This window comes from Bacillus sp. GC_Bacil_1 (genome assembly GCF_026540675.1).
Lineage (GTDB): Bacteria > Bacillota > Bacilli > Bacillales > Bacillaceae_G > Bacillus_A > Bacillus_A cereus.
Genome location: NZ_JALNUG010000008.1, coordinates 195,490 through 218,302 on the forward strand (window position 1 = coordinate 195,490; position 22,813 = coordinate 218,302).

A 22,813-nucleotide genomic window follows, 5' to 3' on the forward strand; every position below is an offset into this window, starting at 1 on the left:
TTAATTTGATCTATTTTGGTGAGGGATTTTTAATTGCTAAAAACTTATGCGTGATAAAACTCACAACATAAATGAACATATAATTTTACAATATAGTATGTAAGTTGATGGGAGGCTTTCTTTTTGACAAATCGTGATTATAATAAAAACCCATTTATTGTAATATGGGAGTTAACAAGAGCATGTAAATTAAAATGTCTACATTGTCGTGCTGAAGCACAGCATTATCGTGATCCTTTTGAGTTAACATTAGAAGAAGGAAAAAAACTAATTGATGATATTTATGAAATGGATAATCCGATGCTTGTTTTTACTGGTGGGGATCCATTAATGCGTTCGGATATATATGATATTGCGGAATACGCGGTGAAGAAAGGTATTCGGGTTTCTATGACGCCCAGTGCTACTCCAAAGGTTACTAAAGAAGCGATTAAAAAAGCAAAAGAGGTTGGGATTGCTAGATGGGCATTTAGTATAGATGGACCAACAGCTGAAGTACACGATCATTTTAGAGGAACAGAGGGATCATTTAAATTAACAATGGATGCAATTCATCATTTAAACGAATTAAACATCCCTATTCAAATTAATACAGTTGTTTCTAATTATAATTTGAGTGTACTTAAAGATATGGCAATTTTAGTAGAAGAATTAGGTTGTGTGTTGTGGAGTGTATTTTTCTTAGTCCCAACAGGACGTGGTAAAGAGGAAGATATGATTTCACCAATTCAACATGAAAGAGTGTTCCGCTGGCTATACCAGCTTAGCAGAACGGTTTCTTTTGATATAAAAACCACAGCTGCTCAGCACTATAGACGCGTTGTTCTTCAAGAAAAAATGAAAGGGATTAAAAAAATCGATCAAATTATTCAATATAGAGATGTACTAATGGAAGGGATGATGGACGGAATTAATGGATTTGGACGCGCTCCAAAAGGAGTGAACGATGGAAATGGAGTTGTATTTATTTCTCATATTGGAGATGTATACCCAAGTGGGTTATTGCCAATTAAAACCGGGAATATTAAATCAAAACCGATAGCTGAAATTTATCGAAACTCTCCTATTTTTCAAAGCCTTCGTAATCCAGACAATTATAAAGGAAAATGCGGTGTTTGTGAGTTTCGATATGTTTGTGGGGGATCTCGTTCTAGGGCATTTGCGATTACGGGGGATTACATGGAAAGCGAACCTTTTTGTGTATATGTTCCAAAAGCATTGCAAAAAAAGTGTAAGAATTGAGCATGGCCCTTTTTATAAATTTTTTATTGTATATTTCCAATATTTATGAGCAGATGCTTTCTGCTCATAAATATTGGATTAGTAATGACTAATAATCGAAAAAGAGCAAGGAAATTATATTTATTTTAGTCGTATAATACGTTGATTTGAGCTTCCGCGAAATGGAAGTGTCAAATCTCTTTTTTCGATTTCAAATCTTCCATCAACTAAAACATCTCCATAATGTAACAGCTCAATCATATCTTTGTTTTGTGAGTTTTGTATCTCTTCTAGTGTATAACCAGTGTAAATCCAAAGATTTTTGTTTAAACTTTTTACTGCCTTTGCAACTTCTTTGACCTCGATAGCTTGAAAAAATGGGTCACCACCTGAAAATGTTACATCAGTTAGAGGATTTGTGGAAATTTCTTTTATAATATCTTTCACACTCATCTCGGTACCATTATAAAGATTCCATGATTTGGGGTTATGGCAACCTAAACAATGATGCGGACAACCGGCAAAAAACACAACTGTCCGTAACCCTTCACCATCTACTACACTATCATGAATAATATTCATTACCTTCATTTATGTTTCACACGATCTGCTTCTTCACTACGCTTTGCATTGTTCCATTTTGACATGTCCCCTACAAGATATCCAGTAATACGGCGAATTCTTTCAATATGATGATCTTCTATATTTCCACAGCTAGGGCACTCATTTTCAATCACTCCATTATAGTCACAACATTTACAACGATCCACTGGGTGATTAATTGAACCATATCCTACTTCATACTGTGCCATTGCTTGAACAATTTGTTTTAAAGCCATTTGATTATGCGCTGCCGCCCCATCTAGTTCAATATACGTAATATGACCACCGTTACAAAGAGCATGAAACGGTCCTTCTAAACGTATTTTATTAATTGCTTGAATAGGATAATAAACTGGAATATGAAATGAATTTGTATAGTAATCATGATCGGTTACACCTGTAATAGTTCCAAACTCAGCACAATCCTTTTTGATAAACTTCCCTGATAGTCCCTCGGCAGGAGTTGCAATTAAAGTGAAATTCAAGCAATGTTCTTCTGTTGCTTGGTCCATCTTATTTCTCATAAAGGTAACAATTTCTTTTCCAAGTTGCCATGAATCTTTATCTTCCCCATGGTGTTTTCCTGTTAAGGCAACCAAGCATTCCGCAAGTCCAATAAAACCAAGGCTCAATGTTCCTTGCTTTAAAATCTCAGTAACTGAGTCTTCCGGTTGTAGTTTTTCTCCATTGCGCCAAATCCCTTGTGAATATAGGAATTGAAAGTCTCTTGCCTTTTTTGTGCATTGATATGAATATCTTTCTAGCAATTGACGAATGCTAAGTTTGATATAATGATTTAACGATTCGAAAAATCCCTCTTTTGAATCATTTATTAAAGCCAATTTTACTAGATTAATAGAGGTAAATGATAGATTTCCCCTGCCAATTGCTGTCTCCTCACCATGAATATTAGACATCACACGAGTACGACAACCCATATAACATACTTCACTTTCTGGGTGCCCATTATAATACGCTGCATTAAATGGCGCATCTAAAAATGAAAAGTTAGGGAACAATCGCTTTGCTGTTGTTTCTAATGCAAGTTCAAATAAATCATAATTTGGATCTTTTTCTTCAAAATTCACACCTTTTTTTAACTTGAAAATTTGAATGGGGAAAATAGGAGTTTCACTTTTTCCTAATCCCGCTTGTGTTGCCTGTAGTAATTGTTTAATTAATAGCCTTCCTTCCTTTGATGTATCTGTTCCGTAATTAATTGAAATAAACGGAACTTGTCCACCACCACGGCTATGCATACTATTGGAATTATGAATAAATGCTTCACATGCTTGATATGTATCGTTTTCTGTTTCTTTCCATGCAAACACTTCGATTTGTTCCTTTGTTAGCGGATAGTCTTTTAACTTTTTCTTATTTTTTTCAAATGTTTTCCTCACATATGGTGCTAAATCTATATCAAACATGGCAAGAGATTGCCCACCATGCTGCATATTTTGATTAGCTTGAAGAATAATAGACGAGAGTGCTAATGCACTTTTAATATCTTGTGGTTGTCTCATATGGCCATGTCCAGTGTGGAACCCTTTTTTCAGCAATTGTGCTAAAGGAATTTGTGAACAAGTGGTTGTTCCTGTTGCATAAAAATCTAAATCGTGTGGGTATAAAATATTTTGATTAATAGCTTGTTTTACTTGTTTAGAAAGCAAATGTTCCCTTACATAAAGTTTTGCGCTCTCTGATGCAAATGTTCCCATCATTCCCATTGGAGATCGACCATCAACATTTGCATTTTCTTGCATTAAGTCTTGATCGTTACTGTTTATAATTTTATCAAAAGTTGTCCATAAAGTATTTTTTTGCTGTTTTACATTGTCTGAGTTGTTCATAAAATTCACTCCTGCTCAATATATAGTATCTAACATCGATAAATAATACTATATACAGTGAATTTCTGCAATGGTACTAATAAATGGAGTATGTAATCTTTTCTGTTTAGAAGAGACTAAATCTAGAAGTTTATCGTATTACCTTGCTCATAAAAAATAAAAAGATATAGAATGATTCAATTATTTTGTTTTAGGTTCAAAGAGTGAGGATATGAATAGAGAGTAAAAACACACTGAACAATGTTTTATTTTATAAAATAAAAGGTATAAAAATAAAATGCAGTGATTTCACTCACAGTATTTTTTTAAAACATGGTTTATCTTATAAGAGAAGAGTGAGTATGAGAAATTCATTATATTTTACTATTTGGGATGGGTATTCCCTAAATTGGTGGAGTATGATTACCAGTGGGGGGATTCTCTCACTGGTAAAGTTTTTTATCTATAAATTTAATGATATACATGCTAATTCTTATCATTCTTACGTAACATTTTGATAAAAAATTAAATGTGAGGTGTGGAAGAATGAAGTTAATTATTCCAAAGCAGCATGGAGCCTGGGGAATGCTGCTTATTCCATTTGTTTTAGGTATTTTAACTGGTAAATGGACATGGTATTATATACCTCTTTTGTTAGCGTGGTTTTTTGTGTATTTAGCTACATATCCCTTATTAATGTATGTAAAACAGCCGCGAAAGAAGTATTATTTATATTATTTTTTTCTTTACTTTGGTGAGGCTTGTATATGTACAGCTATTGCTCTTAGTTATGAATGGCGTATAGTTTACTTTTCTATTATTATGCTCCCGTTTTTTTGTATAAACATTTATTTTTCTAGCAAAAAAAATGAACGAGCCTTATTAAATGATGTATGTGCAATTCTTTTGTTTTGTATAGGGGGCATTATAAGTTATTACTTCACAATGAAAACAGTCGATAAAAATATATTGATAATAGCGACTATAACATTTTTATATTTTATAGGAAGTACGTTTTATGTAAAAACAATGATACGTGAAAAAAAGAATCCAACGTATCGCATTCTGTCATGGTGGTACCATTTATTACTTGTGATTGTTACGCTTATTTTATCACCAACGATTACCATTATTTTTATCCCAAGTTTGATACGGTCTATAGTACTGTATGGAAGGAATATTTCAATCTTAAAGGTGGGGATTTTAGAGAGTATAAATGCTATTTACGTTTTTATTACAACAATAATAGTATTTAAATATTTTATCTCGTAAAGACTAATAATGATTTATATTGTTTATATTATATTTATATATAAATTTATTTATCTTTAATATTGTATTAATGTTTTCTTCAATACTGTATGTAGAAAGGAGTGTATAAATAATGACTTTTTACCAAAAATTAATGCCGTATTATGATGAAATTTTTCCGGAAAATGAAAAACAAGTGAATTTTATTGCTTCTTATTTACAAGAGGGGGACTCCGTAATTGATGTAGGTGCGGCAACAGGGAATGTGGCTAATGCATTAGTTGAAAAAGGAATGATTGTAACTGCGATGGAACCAGAGAAGAAAATGGCTGATAAAATTTCTGAGAAGGCTATAACCCATAGGGGAAGACTTTTTGTAAATACACTTAGAATGCAGCAAATAGACGATGTACCTGGGATATTTGATGGTATTTATTGTATTGGAAATACGTTGGTTCATTTAGACAATGTACAGGAAATTACTGATTTTATTCAAAGCTCTTTTAAAAAACTTAAGAAAAATGGAAAGTTCATAGTTCAAATTGTAAACTATGAAAAAGTATTAAATCAAAAAAATTTCATATTTCCAGTAATTAAGAAAGAACATTTCTCATTCAAACGAGATTATGCAATAGAGAGAACAAAGGTGCTATTTACTGTAACATTAAATACATGTGGTGAAGAATTCTCAAATAGTATAGAGTTATATCCAATTACAAAAAAACAATTACTTCCCATATTAATAGATTGTGGATTTGAGTCAGTAGAAACTTACGCTAATTTTGATAAAAAAATATATTCACTTGATGGTCCGGCATTAGTAATTGTAGCAACAAAATAAATTTTAAAAACACCTGAGTAGAAAGCTGTTACTCAGGTGTTTTTTTATTAATTTTTTTAAAATGTGATTCTAGTCCTCTTTTAATTATAAAAAAGTTTATATAATTCAGTGGTAAATCGAATCTGATTGAGGAGGAATTGAGTTATATGTGCAAAGAAATTCAGTTAACTAAAGATATATATTGGGTAGGAAAAGTTGATAATAGAGAAGTTCCATTTCATCGTTTAATCTTAGCAAAAGGAACAACTTATAACGCGTACTTGCTAAAAACGGAAAAACCAACAGTGATTGATACAGTTGATATAGAGTTTGGAAGAGAATTTGTAGAATCATTAAGTAAATTAATTGATCCACAAGAAATTCAGTATATCGTAGTGAATCATACAGAGCCCGACCATTCAGGGGGATTGACAGCATTAGCATCAAGAGCTACTAATGCAACGATTGTATGTACAGAAATTGCAGTACCAGAAATACAAGAGATGTATAAGCTGCATAATCGAAAGTTTTTAATAGTAAAAGACGGTGATACATTAGATATTGGTGGAAAAACATTAAAATTTAAAGAAACACCATATCTTCATACTGAAGAAACAATGATTACCTACTGTGTAGAGGATAAAATTTTATTTCCTTGTGATATTTTTAGTACTCATATAGCAAATGACGAGATTTTCAGTGATAAAGCGAATGTAGATATTACGGAAGACTTTATTGGTTATTATAATGCCATTATCCATCCACATAGAAGATATGTAAGAACATTAATAGAAGCTCTAAAAGATTTGGATGTACAAATGATTGCACCATCTCATGGCTACATTTTACGTCAGGATATACAGAAGTATATTAAATTATATGCGGATATGAGTAGAGATACGAATCAAGATAAGAAAGTAACAATTGTATATACAACAATTAAAAATAATACAAAAAAAGTGGCAAATATTATTAAAGAAACTTTAGAAGCAGATAATATTCATGTAACAGTATTTAACGCTGATAAATCAAAAAAATCAGAGGTTTTAAAGAGTATTCAAGAAGCAGATGCAGTCTTCATAGGATCTTCAACTAGATATGCAGATATGATTGGTAATTTAGAAGAAATTTTAAAAGAAATGACAGAAATGAACCTAGAAGGAAAAATTGCAGCTTCATTCGGTTCATATGGTTGGAGTGGAGAGGCAATTGAAGTGATACAAGATTACCTCAATGAAACAAATATGAATGTACAAAGCACATCAAAAGTTATCCAATCTACAGGTATGACTCATGTTGAATTTCCTATTCGGATTAGATTCTCTCCAAAAGATGAGGGGAAAGTAAAGAAAATCCAACATGCAACAACATTTGTTACAGATTTATTATTGAGTTCTATTTAATAGAAAAATGGAGGTGAAAACATGGAAAAGAATTTTGTTATTATTGGGAGTGGTGTAGCTGCTGTAAATGCCGCTAAAACTATTAGAGAGTACGATAAAGGATCAAATATATTTATTTTTGGTGAAGAGCCATTACTACCTTATAAAAGAATTAAATTATCAAAGGATCTGTATTCAGATTTACACAGTGAAAAAGTGTTAATTAAAAAGAAAAAGTGGTATCAAGATAATCACATATCAGTTTTTATAAATACAAAGGTGGTAAAAATTAATACAGATGAGCAATTTATTGTTACATCCAATGAAGCGGTATTTTCTTATCATAAACTATTAATTTGTACAGGAGCGAATAATAGAAGATTAGAGATAAATGGAATTAATAAAAAAAATATTTTTACTATTAGGGACATGAAAGAAGCAGATGAGCTTAAAGGTCATTTAGAGGACAAAGAAAGTGTTGTGACCATTGGTGGGGGTGTACAAGGTTTAGAAACAGCATGGTCTATTCTGAAAGCTGGTAAAAAGGTATCCATTGTAGAAGTAGCTCCTTTATTAATGAGAAGACAATTAGATACAAAATCTTCGCTTCTCTTGAAACGAAAAATTGAAAAGGAAGGAGTAAAGGTGTATTTAAATACTTCTATTGATTCTATTCTCGGGAAAGAATCTGTAACTGGCATAAAGATGAACGACAATTCTCAAATTAATTGTGATAGTATTGTTTACTCAATTGGCGTTACTCCGAACACTAAACTTGTACATGATACGGCTATTAAATTAAATAGAGGAATTGTTGTGGATGAGGAGATGAGAACAAATATAGACTCCGTATACGCTGCGGGAGATGTTGCAGAAGTAAATAATGAAATTGAAGGCTTATGGGGGACTGCCTTGGAACAAGGAAGAGTAGCAGGTAGTAATATGGTCTCTAAAACTGCTATTTATAAAAAAGAAATTCCAACTACTATTTTTAACGCATTCAATGTATCTTTATTTTCAATTGGAGTTGTTAATGAAGAGCAATGTGATACAACAATTGTTGAAGAAGACGGTAAGGAGAAGTATACAAGGTTATTTATTAAGGATAATAAAATAGTCGGTGTGATTTCATTAGAAGGAGTTGCGGCATCTATTCCTTACAAATCTGCGATTGAAAAGCATGTATCGTTAGAAGGAATAGATTTATTAAATACAAACATAAGTGAAATAATGAGCAAGTTAAAAGAAAAAATATAAAGCTGTACAAAAAGGAGAGGAAATCATGAAAAAATACATTTGTTTACCATGTGGATATATTTATAACCCAGAGGTAGGGGATCCAGATGAGGATATAGAACCAGGAACAAGTTTCGAAGATTTACCAGAGGACTGGGTTTGTCCTGTGTGCGGAGAAGATAAAAATCATTTTGCACCACTAGATGAATAAGAAGGAAAATACAATGAGAATACTGCACAGTATTCTCATTGTTTTTTATATTTTTGAATGTGATTCTGGTCACAGAAATATTCTTTGAAAAATCCTATAATAGTTATGTAGCAGATACTTATACCGATACAGCCATTTTCGGTACACTCTATAGGGCCCTGGCGCCACCCTTTCTCCTCAGGGCCTTATTTTTCTATGCCATATTCAAAATATGTTTATGAAGATAGTGTATATCACTGTCTTTATAAACATATAGTTGTGATTGGGGTCACTGCAATATTTGATAAAAATGTCTATAATAACCTTGGATATCATTATATTTTTAATTCTATAGTTAAAGTAAGGTGAGAAAATATGGACGATAATCATAAAAAATCAAGAGAGCTTTGCCCAAGAAAAGTACTAATTTTTAAGACCCTTTCCGAAGAGGAAATTAGTAATATAGCTTCAATGACAAAACATAGGAAGTTTAAAAAGGGTCAGCCATTAATTCTTGAGGGAGATAAATCAGATACATTATTTATTATTAATAGTGGACAAGTAAAGCTATGTACACTAACTCTTCAAGGGAAAGAGCAAATATTGCATATACTAACAAGTGGTGAATCCTTTTGTGAATTAAATATATTTAATTATGATGAAAAAAGTAATTTTAGTGCATATGCTATAGAAGATACTCATATCTGTATGCTAAAAAAAGAAAATATGGATTATATAATGGAACGAAATCCAAGTATTGCATTAAAGTTGTTAAAAGTTGTCACAAAACGTTTAGCTAAGATAGAGAATTTAGTGCAAAATTTAGCGACAAACAATCCTGAAGTTAGAATTGCTCATATACTATTGGAGTTTTGTGATAAATATGGCAAAAGTACAGAGGATGGAATACTTATTAACTTGCCATTGACACGAGAGGAATTGGCAAATTATGCGGGGGTAACAAGAGAGACTATTAGTCGTAAATTGAATAAGTTTGAAAGTTTAGGGCTCATGGCCTCTGTTGGAAATAAGAAAATAATAATAAAAAATCAGTTAGCTATTAGAAGACTTATCAGTTTCTGACAAAAGACCCCTTTCTCAGAATATAAAAGAGGAGTTATTACAAATTAGTAAGTATTTTAATTATATGAATTCTTAAAATCATTATATATGAGTAAAACACGAAAAAGGGAATATGTGTTACCAATCGGTTTAATTGATAAGGTATGGATTTTTTGAGCCGCAAAATATCACATGCCTTATCATCAAACTTAAAAAATAAATTTCAAATTATTTTATCTTATATTTTTGATTTATGCGAGGGACACACCTTAGGTACCACTCCAATGGTATAGGTGTGTCCTTTAATTTTATATAATTAAATAACGTTAGTGATTCTCGTGTAAAATAGGGATTATTATATAATAATTATATAATGAGAAATTAGTAATTTAAAGTTTATCTCAAATCTTATAGCTCTGTGTTTTTTTAAGGAATGATAGTTAGGGCTTGTCTGCCTAATTGAACCCATGCTTCTTCAAAATCCTTCTTATCAATTCTTTTATTTTTTTCCGTATCTAATGGATCATTAATGTATACATATTGATCGGTGTATCCAGTTAGTAAAACACTATGTTGACGGTATGTAACCTGTCTCTCACCCATATTTGTTTTCCAAGTACGAAATTCATAATCAGGTAGTTTGCGAAAGCTCGCGTTTGTTAAAATCCAAACAGGGTGTTCTTTATCAATTGCTTTATATAAATCCTCAGGATTACTTCCGGTTAAGTCTATAATACAATTCTCTGATATGTATAATTTGGCTAACTCTAAAATCGGCTTAATATGCACACCTAAACCAGGCATATCTATGTCATACATATCTCCAACAAATCCTTCGTCCATATTTCCCATCAATCCATTGTTTTGAAAAGGTACATATTTAATATTTTCAGCTAACTCTAATTTATTAACGGATAGACCGTTAAAATTTAAAAGCATTGCTAAACTTGTAACTTCGCATCCACGTTCTAATTCTGGATTTTGTAAAATCAAAGGGACTTCTAAAGGATTATTCTCTTTAGAAGATAGTTTTTTTTCATCGATTTTAACAAGTTTATCCATCTCATATGTTGTATTTTTAACGCTATTATTTTCACCTTTATGGACTAGAGTTATTATACATAATACCGTGCATAAAATAATTAATAGATAAATACTTTTGTGTCGTTGCATTTTAATATGTCTCCTTAATTAAATTAATACTTTAATTTAATACGTAACGGGGTTGCAAATGTGTCAATATTACAGTGTTCTCTTTAACACGTTTTCAAAGGTTTAAAACTCTTCTTAAACAATTATTAAGAAGAGTTTTTTAGATAAAAGTTATAAAGAATTAGTTTTAATTAACTAAGAAATTATGCAAAAAGAGTATTTGTCTGTACATTTGTTATATGCTCGGCTAATACAGTAGCTTGTGCGTGGAGGGGGGCTGGAAATCCTAATGTAATACCATTGTGTTCAGTGCATTCACCAATTGCATAAATTAATTTATCATTTGTTTGCATATACTTATTAACAACTATGCCACGTTTAACATATAAGCCAGCTTTTTTTGCTAAATGTGTATTAGGTCGCCTACCAATAGGTATTACAATTAAATCGTATTTTTTAATAGTGCCATCTTCGAATTGGATCCCCTCTGCATAGTCTGTACCTAGGATTTTAACCGTGTTTTTTTCCATGAGAAATTGAATCCCTTTTGCTTTTAGCTTGTTACATAGTAATGAACAAGCCAAGATATCTTGTTTTGCCATTAAGTGTGAACTGAAATGAACTACGTGGACGTCTATTCCAAAATCAAATAATTTTTGTGCAATTTTTAGACCGAGCATGCCATTACCAATAATAATAGCTTTTTTTGCATGCTTCTTAATATTTAATAGACATTGGATTTCTTCAGTTGTTCTAAGTTTATTTACTCCCAATAATTGCAGTCCTTTAACGGGAAAAATAAAAGCAGTAGATCCTGTTGCAATGATGAGTTTATCGTAGAAAACAATACGGCGTTTATCTGTAACAATGACCTCGTCCTCACGATCAATTTCTATTACCTTTTCGTTTGTAAAAAGCTTAATATTATGTTGTTTGTACCAATTATATTGCTTTTGTATTCTATTTTTAATATCTAATTGTAATGAAATAGTGTTTATTTGATTGTAGAGAGGATAGAGTTCATCACTGAAAATAGAAATGCTATACATATTAGGATTTTGTATTAAAATCTCTTCAATACAGCGTAAACTAGATATACTATTACCGATTATTACTAAGCGTTTTCGTTTTCTCATATCAATTTCTCCTTTCAATTGTGAAGTGTTGAGCAAAGATGTTCGTTCATATTATAACAATTTTAAAAAGCAGATTGCTTGATATATAGTTTATTTTAAAATATGTCACAAATTATCTTTATTCGGGTAATGAGATACAAAGATGATCCCATTAAACTCATAGGTTAGAGGAAATTTTAAAAATGTTACTAAGATATTTCAGATGGAAAATGTTGAATATGTTTGCTGCTAGTAGCATTTCTTCAATTTTTAAAGAATAACGCATACAAACACACTGTAACCTTATAATTAAAGTTTTTTTATGTATAAATGCGAATAATTTCCTGATAGGTCACTATACAAGTAAGTAAAAATTAAGATGGAGTGCTTTTCCTAAACATGATAAATTAAAACTTTTTATACCAGATTAATTATTCTTTTATTCTATATTGACTAGGTATATTCGTGTATTATGCACCTTCTAGGATTTAGTGAATATAGCAGATTGAACATCATTTGAATCATTTTATAAAGTGAGTATGTTTATTTTGTGAAATATTGAACAAAATCTTGAAAGTGAATATTGAAACATGTAGTTTATTCTTAGGATTATTTATAATAACCATGAACTAAAGGAGTGTGTAATTTTATGTTAGAACAAGGGATAGCTGATGCTATAAAACTTGCACAAAAGAAGAAACAAATATTAGATATAAACCCAATACAATATTTTGTTCGTGCATTACTAGCCGGCATCTATATTGGATTTATTATAGTATTATGTTTTAAATTAGGGGATTTTTTTCACGTTGTAAATTCACCTGCAACTTATTTAAGTGCTTCTTTATTTTTTGGAATTGCACTTATATTAATAATATATGGTGGAGCGGAATTATTTACTGGGAATACAATGTATTTTACAATTTCGACCTTACGAAAAAAAACAACGGTCTTAGATACTTGTCGTAACTGGGGTGCTTGTTTTTTAGGTAATCTGGTAGGTGCAATATTTTTTGCGTTATTATTTTATGGTACTGGTATTTTTGATCAAATTGAATATGAACATTTGATAAGTAATGTTGTTGAAGTAAAAATGAATACACCGACAATACAGCTATTTTTCAAAGCTATTTTATGTAATTGGCTTGTTTGTCTAGCATGCTTCCTTCCTTCTCAAGTAAAAGGGGATACAGCAAAAATAATTGTTATGATGTTATTGGTTTTTACATTCTTTTTATCTGGATATGAACATAGCATTGCAAATTTATCGCTATTTGCAATCTCCCTGGTATCGCCACATCCCAATACTATTTCTTTTAGTGGGGCTATTTATAATTTAATTCCAGTTACAATTGGAAATATTATTGGTGGATCTGTATTTGTTGGCATGGTATATCATTATATAACCCAAAACAACCCTACAGCTGAACAGAAGGGCGATTTAGTTGAATCTCAATGTGAGGAAAACATCCCATTACAAACACAAATAAAAATTTAAGCTACTAATATAATCATTTTCGTATAAAAATAACATAATTATTTTGAATGTTATTTTTATATCAGTTGGCCTAATTAGCCGGAAATACCGTTTTAATAATTCTTTTAAATATATTTTTTTCTTTTATAAAATATATTATTTGTTTTTGTTAGACATATAAGGGAAGGGAAATATACAAAAAACATTCACAACTTATGTGACCTAAATTTGTTAATATAAAATGCAAGATCACATGTCGAATTTATTACAGAAAACTCTAAAAAATCAGTGGGAGGTTTACTAGAAAATGAATTTTGAAAAAGTTTGTTTGGTATAGAAGTGCTTTTAGGGGGTTATTGCTAAAATAGGTGAAATAACCTTCGATATACAAAATAAAAATTTGCAGTAATTAGATTTGAATGAAGATAATATAAGCATGAATGTCATTATGAAAAGTGATAATCCGTTAGTGAATCTTAATAAAAATGTAAGCGTTAACAATTTTATTTAACTAGATGTATAAACTAGATTTTTCACAGAATATCAAAGAATCTTTGAAATGTAGATAAAGAAAAATTATCTTATCTAGTGAAGCTATACATAATATTTTTTTGAGTTAAATAAAAAATAATGTTGGAGCAATATTTGCTGGAAATACATATGAAAAGGAATTTAAGTTTAACTATGTGGTATTGAACATTAATGTATTTCGAGTTCATTATTTGTTTATTCAAAATCAATTAAATCTCTTTTTATTAGAATAACAACAATGCACAAAAACATAACATAAATAGTGAGGGATCTATAAATGAATAAAAATATTAATCGTGTAGTTTTAATTGGTACAGGGGCCGTAGGATGTAGTTATGCATATTGTATGATTAATCAGGGCCTGGCAGAAGAATTCGTTCTTGTGGATGTAAATGAAGCAAGAGCAGAAGGAGAAGCAATGGATTTAAGTCATGCAATTCCTTTTTCACCATCACCAACAAAAGTATGGAAGGGTAGCTGTGACGACTGTAAAGATGCGCAAATTGTTGTAATAACAGCCGGATTGCCACAGAGACCAGGTGAAACACGTTTAGACTTAGTTGAAAAAAATACTAAGATTTTTAAAGAAATTATACGTAATGTCATGTCAAGCGGATTCGATGGTATTTTCTTAATTGCAACAAATCCAGTGGACATTTTAACATATGTAACTTGGAAAGAATCTGGGTTGCCGAAAGAACGCGTAATTGGTTCAGGTACAACGCTTGATTCTGCACGTTTCCGTTACATGTTAGGAGAATATTTTGAGATTGATCCTCATAATGTTCATGCGTATATAATAGGTGAACATGGTGATACGGAGCTTCCAGTTTGGAGTCATGTGTCAGTTGGCGTTCAAAAGCTACAAACGATTTTAGAAAATAAAAGTCAGTATAATCAAAGTGACTTAGACGAAATTTTTGTTCGTTCACGTGATGCGGCCTATCATATAATCGAACGTAAGGGAGCAACCTGTTATGGAATTGGAATGTCTTTATTACGTATAACAAAGGCAATTCTACATCATGAAAATAGTGTGTTAACAGTATCTGCATACCTTGAGAATAAATATGGTCATAATGATGTGTATATAGGGGTTCCTGCTGTTATTAATCGCGAAGGTATTCGAGAAATTATAGAAATTGAGTTAAATGCGGAAGAAAAGTTTAACTTTAATCATTCTGTACATACATTAAAAGATACCATGTCACCAAACTATAAGATGAATTTATCGTATAACATTATGTCGAATATATAAATTCTTAGCAACAGTTTAAAGGTATCTAATCTAATATACTCTGAAAGCAAATAGTATAGAAAAAATGTTTGTTTAAATAGAAATAAAGTACTTTCATCTTGTAAAGAATCATTTTATAAACATTATTAAGAAATTAAGATTCTGTACGACATTAGTTCATAACATATCAAGAGTGAACGTTTTTAGAAGCGACATAATTATTTATAGCTAAATATGTTATGATTTTCACAAAAGGTTGATACCTTTTGTGCATAGTTTCCTTTAAGTCACTAAAGACAGATATATTTGATTAAATAAAAAGCATTTTTTTAGAAGTTTAACGAATTTCCCGAAAGAATTCTCCTTCCTCAAGCGCGTGAAGGGCGCAGCCAAAAGGTTTTCCTTTATATTTTGCCTCTGATATAATCAGTCTTATAAATTATAAAGGCTGGTATATAAATGCAATTAGATAGTAATAACCATTCAGTATTCTTGTTGTATTATCACCTTGTGTTGGTCGTGAAATACAGAAGAAATGTGTTTGATAATGATATGTCAGACTATGCAAAAGATATGTTTGTTCGACTATCTGAAAATTATAACATCACATTGGTTGAATGGAATCATGATGTAGACCATGTTCATATTTTGTTCAAGGCACACCCTAATACAGAAATGACAAAATTCATCAATGCTTATAAAAGTGCAAGTTCTCGACTTATTAAAAGAGATTTTCCACAAGTGAAAAAGAAACTTTGGAAAGAGATGTTTTGGTCAAGAAGTTTTTGCTTGCTAACTACTGGTGGTTCGCCAATAGACGTAGTAAAAACATATATTGAAAATCAAAGTGAAAAGTGAGGTGAAATGATATGACAAAGCAGAATAAAGCATATAAATTCCGTTTGTATCCAACAGAAGACCAAGCACACCTTATGCGTAAAACATTCGGTTGTGTACGTTTCGTGTATAACAGAATGTTAGCTGAACGGAAAGAAGCGTATGAAAAACATAAAGATGATAAGAATCAACTAAAGAAACAAAAGCTTCCCACTCCTGCAAAATACAAAGCAGAATTTGAGTGGTTAAAAGAAGTGGATTCATTAGCTTTGGCAAATGCTCAACTTAACTTGCAAACTGCCTATAAAAATTTCTTTCGTGGTCAAAATGACTTCCCAACATTCAAAAGCAAAAAAGACAGAAAGTCTTATACAACGAATGTAGTGAACGGAAATATTATGTTGCTTAACGGTCATATCAAATTGCCAAAACTGAAAATGATACGTATCAAACAGCATAGAGAAATACCACAAGACCATATAATCAAGTCATGTACGATTTCTATGACACCTACTGGTAAATACTATGTGTCCATTTTGACTGAATACGAAAAAGAGATCGTACAAAAAGAAGTAGAAACAGTTGTTGGATTAGACTTTGCGATGGATCAATTATACGTCAGTTCTGAGGATGAGAGAGCCAATTATCCTAAGTTCTATCGTGAAATGTTAGACCGATTAGCAAAGGCTCAACGAGTATTATCAAGACGTACAAAAGGTTCAGGGCGTTGGAATAAACAACGTATCCGTGTAGCTAAGCTGCATGAAAAAGTAGCAAACCAACGTAAAACTTCCTTCATCATAAGTCTAAAGAGCTAGCTACTCATTTTGATGTTGTAGCTATTGAAGATCTAAATATGAAGGGAATATCGCAAGCACTTCATTTTGGAAAAAGCGTCGTTGGGGTATGTTCACTTCTTTCTTAGCTTATAAACTAAATGAACAAGGCAAACAGCTTGTGAAAATAGACAAATGGTTTCCCTCCACAAAAACATGTAGCAGTTGTGGAAATGTGAAAAATATGTCATTATCTGAGCGAGTCTATTCTTGTATATGCGGTGTAAATCTCGATAGAGATTATAACGCAGCTATCAATATCAAAAATGAAGCAATACGCCTATTAGCGTTAGCATAGATAGCAATAAAATAACCCTTGGAACAAGGGAGTTAGCTCGGCTGTCTTAGGACGAATTCGTTAGCTACTAAAAGTAACGACTAACCGAGAAGCCCCCACTTCAAACAGTCCGTTAGGATGTTAAGTGGCGGGTAGTTCACGGAAGTGCCTTTTTATTTGTTAATAAACATTAGAAATCTATTAAATTACATACATTTATGGAAGAGAGTGATTTCTATGTGCATCTGGCTATCGTTTAATTACATTCTTATTGGACGTTTATAAAACAAGGAGCATACAGTAGGAAATGTGAAAATTAGGGGGATAATAGAGCATACAAAGTTGGTAATAAACCTTAGGGAAAGGAGGGAACGAGATGAGAAATTTCTTTGAAGAAAAATATACAAATTTAGAATTTAAAAGAGAACTAATAAATATTATAAGTAAAATCAGTGAATATAAAGGAGCAATATCAGCATATCAAACTCAAAAACCAGAGATATTTAATCTTTTGGAAAAGAATATATCACTGCAATATATTAAAACTTTTCCTAATATATATGAAAAGTTTACATTCTCAAATAAACAGTTAAAAAAATTAGTTGTTCATCATACTAGCCCTCAAACATTGGAAGAGGACGCTTTATTTTGTTATTGCAAAACATTAGAACTTGTGCAAAAAGAAAACCACAAATTACCTATTAAACCGCAAACAATTCAAGAATTGCACTTCCAATTAATGAATTATTCAACTTCTGAAAGTGGTAATTGGAGAAAAAGCGAACTTGTATTATCTTCTATTCCAAAGTTAAAAGATCAATTTAAATTACGTACAGTTGTTTTATATGATATGGTTCCGCAATATTTGTATCATCTATGCGAACAATATAATGCATTAAGGGCTAAAGGGAATTTTCATCCGCTCCTACTAATTCCTCAATTTATCTTAAATTTTCTATGTATTTATCCATTTAATAAAGGGAATGGCAAGTTAGCAAAAATATTAATTCAATGGTTATTAATTGAAAGTGGATTTACATTTGTAAAATATACATGTATAGATAAATATTTCAAAAAATATGAATCAGATTATTATGATGCTCTGTATAAATCTGCAGCTCACTGGTATCAAGGCGATCATAATGTAGTTTTCTGGATGAAAATTTTTTTGGATATTGTTTTAGTTGCATATAAAGAATTAAATTATGTAATAAAAAATTGTATTAGCACTCATACTAAAAGAAAAAGAATTGAAAAATACATAGACAGACAAGATAATCCTTTTACTAAAGAAAATATTCGAAACATGTATCCAGACATAAGTGAAAGTACTATAAATAAAACATTACACGCTTTAAATTCACAGGGATATATTAAATTAGTTTCTAAAGGTAGAAATGCAACATGGATAAAGCGTAAATTAACTTAGGGTAAAAAACTAGAACACTGGCAAATAATAAACAAGGAGAACCCAAAAAGGGTTCTCCTTGTTTATTATTTGTTAGACTAATGTATCTTTTAGAAGGATAAAGAAGTAAAATAGACTATTTATTAATTGCAATCTAATCATAAAAATTTGTATCACATCTTTAAGAAAGACTGGTCTACTCGTTATGATTTTCTAAACCAAATTGTACCTTTTTACGCATAGTGTAATAAATAGGGAGGCCGAGTGCAGTTAGGCCTATTCCACATAAAGCTAGCAGAGGTTGAGTGAATAAGGTATTAATAACAATGAACAATCCGCCAATAATAGCAACTAATGGTATAAAAGGATACAATGGAACTTTATAAGGTCGCACAAGTTCGGGTTCCCTTTTTCGTAAGATGAATACAGCAAGGAATGTCATTGTGTAGAATATCCATATTACAAATACCAACATATCAGTAAGAGTATTGAATCCGCCGACGGCCATCATAATAATTGAAATAAATAGCATAAATAGACCAGAATTATAAGGGACCCGACTATTTTTAGATAGTGTAGCAAACCATTTACTAAATGGTAGTTTGTTCTCAATAGCCATGGCATAAGGAATTCGCATTCCTGTCATAATATAACCATTAATCGTTCCAAATACGGAAATTAAAATGCCAATGGTAACTAGTTTTCCTCCCATAGCTCCAAAAAGAATTGTAGCTACTTGAGAAGCGGGTGTATCAGTACCTGCGAGCGATGTTGCAGACATGACCATTAGAAACGCGACATTAATTAATAAATAAACAACCATTACTGTTGATAATCCTAATACGATTGCTTTAGGTAAGTCTTTTTTAGGGTTTTTCATTTCTCCAGCAATATTCCCTACATGAATCCATCCATCATAGGCGAACATTGTTGCGAGTAAACCAGATCCAAGGGCAGATATCATAGATTTGTTCGGCCCTGCCTCAATTGGAAAAAGCTGAAAAGTAACGTCACTTTTGTGTAGTAATCCAAAAATAATAATCAATGCTAATGGAACCAATTTGCATATAGTCGAAGCCATTTGGATTCCACCAGCTGCTTTAGCTCCTAAAAAGTTCATAAGAGTTACAAATGTAGCGGTGATAATTGCAATTGCGATAATTAGCATTTTGTGTTCATTAACATTTAGGCCAAATAAACTAACCGTTTGTGTCCCAAAAATAATAGCAAGTGCTGCAATATTTGCAGGGAAGTATATGACAGTTTGTGCCCAGCCAAGCAAGAAAGCAGTTAAGTTTCCATAAGTCCTCTTTAAATATGCCATCATTCCCCCCGTTTCAGGAATAGCGGCAGATAGTTCAGCAGCAGTTAGTCCTGCGCAAACAGTCAAGATACCACCAATTACCCATGCAAGTAATCCTAGGCTAGCTGTTCCTGTTACTCCATATAATGCAGTGGGCTTGAAAAATACTCCGGCGCCGATAACGGTACCAATAACTGTGGTTAATGCTGCAAAGAAACCAATATCCTTTTTTAGTTGTTGTTGTGACAAAATAATCACTCCCAATTAGAAAAATATATAAATTCTCTTATGAATTCTTTATCCTGTTTGTTAAATTATTTGATAGTATATCCTGTATCCATACAAATAGCCGCCCCTCATCCTTACCAGCTAGAGAATTTGAATACATTTCAGATACTAAATAAAAAAGAAATTAAACGTATAAGTAAAGAAAGTTTAATTTCGCCTCAAATCATGTGAAAATTTTCACATGATTTGAGGCGAGTAAAATTCAATGAATTATACATTAAAAGAAATTCTTTAATTTAACCCGAAACATGAAGTTAAAAACGAGATTTCTTTTATATGAATAATAAGAATAAATGAGGTATTTTAATATTGCGATATAGTAAAATGGTAAATCGAAATTCAAAAGAGAAGATATATTCTTGTGAAGAATATCACAAAGTATTGATGGATTCAATCATATTTTCGATATAAAATATAGAAAATCAACTAAATAAAACATTTTGTGAAATGTTTCACAAAATTGTTGACCTCTTATTTTTACTAATGGTATCTTGTAGGTGCAATCCAATGTTATAAATTAAATTATATTTGAAAAATATTGTAAGGATGAATATTTAGAATCTTATATTTATCTGACAATAATTAATTTAATTTATAACTCACTCTAAAAAAGGATGTGTAGATATGAAAATTGGTGTAGTGAAAGAGATAAAAAAAGGGGAAGCTCGTGTAGGGATGACTCCAGAAAATGTTCAAAAATTAGTTTCAGCTGGAAATGAAGTTTTAGTACAAAAAGATGCTGGATTAGGTTCTGGTTATACAAATGATGAATATATAAGTGCAGGAGCAAGCATAGTAAATCAAGGCCAGGCATGGGATGTTGATATGGTAGTAAAGGTAAAAGAACCACTACCTGCAGAATACCATTACTTTAAAAAGGATCTAATCGTTTGGGGCTTTTTACATCTGGCTGCGTCGAAAGAGTGTGTAGAAGCAATGAGAAATGCTGGTACTACTGCGATTGCTGGTGAAACTATTAGTGAGGATGGAAATTTAGCATTATTAAAACCTATGAGTGCAATTGCTGGAAGACGTGCGGTATTTATGGGAGCTTATTATTTAGAAAAACAACATCAAGGAGAGGGGATTTTATTATCAGGTATTGAGGGAATCCCAGCCGGAAAAGTTGTAATCCTAGGTGGAGGGAATGCTGCAACTAATGCCTGTGATATGGCAATTGGAATTGGATGTAGTGTTACAATCCTAGAGGTTAATCAAGAAAGAATTGCATATTTAAGAAAGCAATACGCAACAGAAGAAGTAAATATAATTGAATCTAATACTGAAAATCTAGAGCGAACGATTAAAGAAGCAGATTTATTTATTTCAACAATTTTAATACCAGGATCTCGCCCTCCTAAAATTGTTAAAGAGTATATGGTTCAATCTATGAAGCCAGGAAGTGTCATTGTGGATATCGCAATAGATCAAGGTGGTACAGTAGAAACTATTGATCATTATACAACTCATGATAATCCTGTATTTATTAAACATGACGTAATTCATTATGCAGTACCAAATATGCCTGGTGCCACCCCACGTACTTCAACTATGGCGTTGGCAAATGGAAATATTGAGTATTTATTAGCAATTTCTAAAGATGGATTAGAAAATGCAATTCAAAATAAATCATCATTAGCATCTGGGGTAAATGTATATAAAGGTATTATTACCTACGAAAATTTAGGTATGACGCTAGGTTTGGACTTTAAAGAATTGAAAGAAGTGTTAGTATGATTACCAAAAAAGTATTGTTAGATATCACTGACATTAAAAAAGCCAAAGAAATTCTTGATGTAAATGCCCGAAAAACACCTTTGGTTAAATCTTTCTATTTAACTAGTAAAACGGGTGGAGAAATTTATTTAAAGCTGGAAAACATGCAGTTAACGGGTTCATTTAAATTTCGTGGTGCATTTAATAAAATTTCCCAACTAACAAATGAAGAGAAAGAACGTGGTGTAATCGCTTGTTCAGCTGGAAATCATGCACAAGGTGTGGCACTATCTTCCCATTTACTAGGAATCAAAAGTAAAATTGTGATGCCAACCTCTGCACCGCAAGCTAAAGTGGATGCGACGAGAGGATATGGTTCTGAAGTTATTTTATACGGTGATACGTTTGATGATGCAAAAGCGAAGTGTGAAGAAATTATAAAAGAAACAGGCGAAACATACCTACATCCATATGATGATGTAGAAGTAATGGCTGGCCAAGGGACAATTGGGTTAGATATTCTGGATGATATGTGGGATGTTGATACTGTTATTGTACCTATTGGTGGAGGAGGAATTATTTCAGGAATTGCTGTAGCGCTGAAATCATTTAATCCTTCCATTAATATTATTGGGGTTCAAGCAGATAATGTTCATGGAATGAAAGCTTCTTATGATGCGGGGAGAATTTTAGAACACTATGAAGCACCAACAATAGCGGATGGTTGTGCGGTAAAAATACCAGGAAATTTAACTTTTGAAATTGTAAAAGACCTAGTAGATGAAATTGTAACTGTATCGGAAGAAGAATTAGAAGTAGCGATGAAAGACTTATTGCAACGCGGAAAGGCTGTCGTAGAAGGAGCGGGAGCGTTAGCCACAGCCGCACTTCTGGCAGGCAAAGTTGATAAATATGTACAGGGTAAAAAAGTAGTAGCGGTTATTTCAGGTGGCAATGTGGATTTAAAACGTATTTCAACTGTATGTGAGCATTTCTTTGTTGCCAATGAGGTAAAATAACGATTGAATAATCTTATAAAATA

General features: G+C 31.7%; 18 protein-coding genes and 1 pseudogene. 14 read left to right on the forward strand and 5 right to left on the reverse strand.

Annotation, left to right across the window (positions count from 1 at the left end; all coding sequences use genetic code 11):
- The first annotated feature begins 123 nt into the window (after positions 1-123).
- Positions 124-1,242, forward strand: coding sequence for a TIGR04053 family radical SAM/SPASM domain-containing protein (locus OXT04_RS14590; protein ID WP_000184720.1), 1,119 nt, complete (start codon positions 124-126; stop codon positions 1,240-1,242).
- Between the two features lie 120 nt (positions 1,243-1,362).
- On the opposite strand, the gene nrdG is transcribed toward OXT04_RS14590, so the two are convergent.
- Complete coding sequence (gene nrdG / locus OXT04_RS14595; protein WP_081143962.1) at positions 1,363-1,812, reverse strand: anaerobic ribonucleoside-triphosphate reductase activating protein; 450 nt, start codon at positions 1,810-1,812, stop codon at positions 1,363-1,365.
- Positions 1,809-3,674 (reverse strand): anaerobic ribonucleoside triphosphate reductase, encoded by a 1,866-nt coding sequence (locus OXT04_RS14600; RefSeq protein WP_061660641.1) that lies wholly within the window; start codon positions 3,672-3,674, stop codon positions 1,809-1,811. The genes nrdG and OXT04_RS14600 overlap by 4 nt, the downstream gene beginning before the upstream one ends.
- 525 nt (positions 3,675-4,199) lie before the next feature.
- On the opposite strand from OXT04_RS14600, the gene OXT04_RS14605 reads away from it, so the two are divergent.
- The 6 genes from OXT04_RS14605 to OXT04_RS14630 all read left to right on the forward strand — a co-directional run bounded on the left by OXT04_RS14605 (position 4,200) and on the right by OXT04_RS14630 (position 9,615).
- Positions 4,200-4,925: a YwiC-like family protein gene (locus OXT04_RS14605; RefSeq protein ID WP_097853200.1), complete on the forward strand. Its 726-nt coding sequence runs from the start codon at positions 4,200-4,202 to the stop codon at positions 4,923-4,925.
- A gap of 112 nt (positions 4,926-5,037) precedes the next feature.
- Complete coding sequence (locus OXT04_RS14610; protein WP_097853201.1) at positions 5,038-5,745, forward strand: class I SAM-dependent methyltransferase; 708 nt, start codon at positions 5,038-5,040, stop codon at positions 5,743-5,745.
- Between the two features lie 146 nt (positions 5,746-5,891).
- The gene (locus OXT04_RS14615) at positions 5,892-7,127 is read left to right on the forward strand and encodes an FprA family A-type flavoprotein (RefSeq protein ID WP_267415588.1); all 1,236 of its coding nucleotides are present in this window, start codon (positions 5,892-5,894) and stop codon (positions 7,125-7,127) included.
- A 21-nt stretch (positions 7,128-7,148) separates the two neighbouring features.
- Entirely contained in the window at positions 7,149-8,363 is a 1,215-nt protein-coding gene (locus OXT04_RS14620) for an NAD(P)/FAD-dependent oxidoreductase (protein ID WP_000414246.1), read from the forward strand.
- A gap of 25 nt (positions 8,364-8,388) precedes the next feature.
- A complete protein-coding gene (rd, locus tag OXT04_RS14625; protein ID WP_000759867.1) occupies positions 8,389-8,553 on the forward strand; it encodes a rubredoxin in 165 nt (54 codons plus the stop codon).
- A gap of 354 nt (positions 8,554-8,907) precedes the next feature.
- Positions 8,908-9,615 carry a Crp/Fnr family transcriptional regulator gene (locus OXT04_RS14630; RefSeq protein WP_000342564.1) on the forward strand — a complete coding sequence of 236 codons (708 nt, stop codon included), beginning with the start codon at positions 8,908-8,910 and terminating at the stop codon, positions 9,613-9,615.
- A 405-nt stretch (positions 9,616-10,020) separates the two neighbouring features.
- Here the strand turns inward: OXT04_RS14630 and OXT04_RS14635 are convergent, their stop codons facing one another.
- Positions 10,021-10,767: a C39 family peptidase gene (locus OXT04_RS14635; RefSeq protein ID WP_001188814.1), complete on the reverse strand. Its 747-nt coding sequence runs from the start codon at positions 10,765-10,767 to the stop codon at positions 10,021-10,023.
- 182 nt (positions 10,768-10,949) lie between these two features.
- Positions 10,950-11,882 (reverse strand): FAD-dependent oxidoreductase, encoded by a 933-nt coding sequence (locus tag OXT04_RS14640; protein ID WP_071714101.1) that lies wholly within the window; start codon positions 11,880-11,882, stop codon positions 10,950-10,952.
- 628 nt (positions 11,883-12,510) lie between these two features.
- On the opposite strand from OXT04_RS14640, the gene OXT04_RS14645 reads away from it, so the two are divergent.
- From OXT04_RS14645 to OXT04_RS14665, 5 genes and pseudogenes are all read left to right on the forward strand, one after another.
- Positions 12,511-13,359 (forward strand): formate/nitrite transporter family protein, encoded by an 849-nt coding sequence (locus OXT04_RS14645; RefSeq protein ID WP_000893013.1) that lies wholly within the window; start codon positions 12,511-12,513, stop codon positions 13,357-13,359.
- Positions 13,360-14,146: 787 nt separating this feature from the next.
- Positions 14,147-15,127 carry an L-lactate dehydrogenase gene (locus OXT04_RS14650; RefSeq protein ID WP_267415597.1) on the forward strand — a complete coding sequence of 327 codons (981 nt, stop codon included), beginning with the start codon at positions 14,147-14,149 and terminating at the stop codon, positions 15,125-15,127.
- A 438-nt stretch (positions 15,128-15,565) separates the two neighbouring features.
- Positions 15,566-15,964, forward strand: coding sequence for an IS200/IS605 family transposase (tnpA, locus tag OXT04_RS14655; protein ID WP_097853204.1), 399 nt, complete (start codon positions 15,566-15,568; stop codon positions 15,962-15,964).
- Between the two features lie 11 nt (positions 15,965-15,975).
- Positions 15,976-17,077 (forward strand): annotated as a pseudogene (locus OXT04_RS14660) (RNA-guided endonuclease TnpB family protein).
- Between the two features lie 355 nt (positions 17,078-17,432).
- Positions 17,433-18,485: a Fic family protein gene (locus tag OXT04_RS14665; RefSeq protein WP_071714105.1), complete on the forward strand. Its 1,053-nt coding sequence runs from the start codon at positions 17,433-17,435 to the stop codon at positions 18,483-18,485.
- A 175-nt stretch (positions 18,486-18,660) separates the two neighbouring features.
- Here OXT04_RS14665 and OXT04_RS14670 read toward each other — a convergent pair whose 3' ends face one another.
- The gene (locus OXT04_RS14670; RefSeq protein WP_097960634.1) at positions 18,661-20,016 is read right to left on the reverse strand and encodes an APC family permease; all 1,356 of its coding nucleotides are present in this window, start codon (positions 20,014-20,016) and stop codon (positions 18,661-18,663) included.
- Positions 20,017-20,679: 663 nt separating this feature from the next.
- Here OXT04_RS14670 and ald point away from each other — a divergent pair.
- Together ald and tdcB are read left to right on the forward strand one after the other, a co-directional pair.
- On the forward strand, positions 20,680-21,792 hold the full coding sequence (ald, locus tag OXT04_RS14675) for an alanine dehydrogenase (RefSeq protein WP_071714106.1): 1,113 nt from the start codon (positions 20,680-20,682) through the stop codon (positions 21,790-21,792).
- Positions 21,789-22,790: a bifunctional threonine ammonia-lyase/L-serine ammonia-lyase TdcB gene (tdcB, locus tag OXT04_RS14680; RefSeq protein WP_029442949.1), complete on the forward strand. Its 1,002-nt coding sequence runs from the start codon at positions 21,789-21,791 to the stop codon at positions 22,788-22,790. The genes ald and tdcB overlap by 4 nt, the downstream gene beginning before the upstream one ends.
- Positions 22,791-22,813 lie beyond the last annotated feature (23 nt).